This window comes from Shewanella sp. UCD-KL21 (assembly GCF_001957135.1).
GTDB lineage: Bacteria > Pseudomonadota > Gammaproteobacteria > Enterobacterales > Shewanellaceae > Shewanella.
Window position 1 is genome coordinate 1 of the sequence record NZ_MPHK01000072.1, and the last position, 791, is coordinate 791.

Here is a 791-nt window from a genome sequence, read left to right on the forward strand (position 1 = left end):
AGTTTTCGTTTGGCGCAAAGCTATGGGTGCCATCACCATTGTCGGTCAGTACCCCGTCGGTGCCGGTGTAAGTGACTGAATCAATTGATAGGTCATCACCATCGATATCGGTAGCGCCAGCCAGTAGCTGCTCATCGGTAATGATGATAATGCCGTCTTCATTCATCTCGAATGCGACATCAGGTGCGACTGCGGCATCGTTGATTGGGTTAAAGTTTTCGTTTGGCGCAAAGCTATGGGTGCCATCACCATTGTCGGTCAGTACCCCGTCGGTGCCGGTGTAAGTGACTGAATCAATTGATAGGTCATCACCATCGATATCGGTAGCGCCAGCCAGTAGCTGCTCATCGGTAATGATGATAATGCCGTCTTCATTCATCTCGAATGCGACATCAGGTGCGACTGCGGCATCGTTGATTGGGTTAACGGTTAAATCAACACCTGTTGCTACTGTGGTAGTGCCATCAGAGACATCAAAGCTTAAGTCTAAATCGCCATTAAAGTCCGCATCTGGGGTAATCGTAAAGCTGCCATCTGGGTTAGCCACCACGGTAGCATTATCGCCTACTGATAGGTTTTCAGCGCTTAGGTTGTCGCCGTCGATGTCAGATGCATTGGCCAGCAATTGCTCTTGGCTGAGGGTAATTGAGCCATCTTCGTCAACCGAGTAAGCGACATTACCATCAACCACTGGTGTGTCGTTCACTGCGATAGTTTCAATGCCTGCCGTTGTTGTGGCCGTTGCACCATCATCATCGATAACCACCACATCTAAGCTGATGTCACCGTTG

General features: G+C 49.6%; 1 protein-coding gene. It reads right to left on the bottom strand.

Going from position 1 to position 791, the window contains the following annotated elements; all coding sequences use genetic code 11:
• A partial coding sequence (locus BM739_RS19895) for a tandem-95 repeat protein (protein WP_139326947.1) occupies window positions 1-791 on the bottom strand: 791 nt, incomplete at both ends.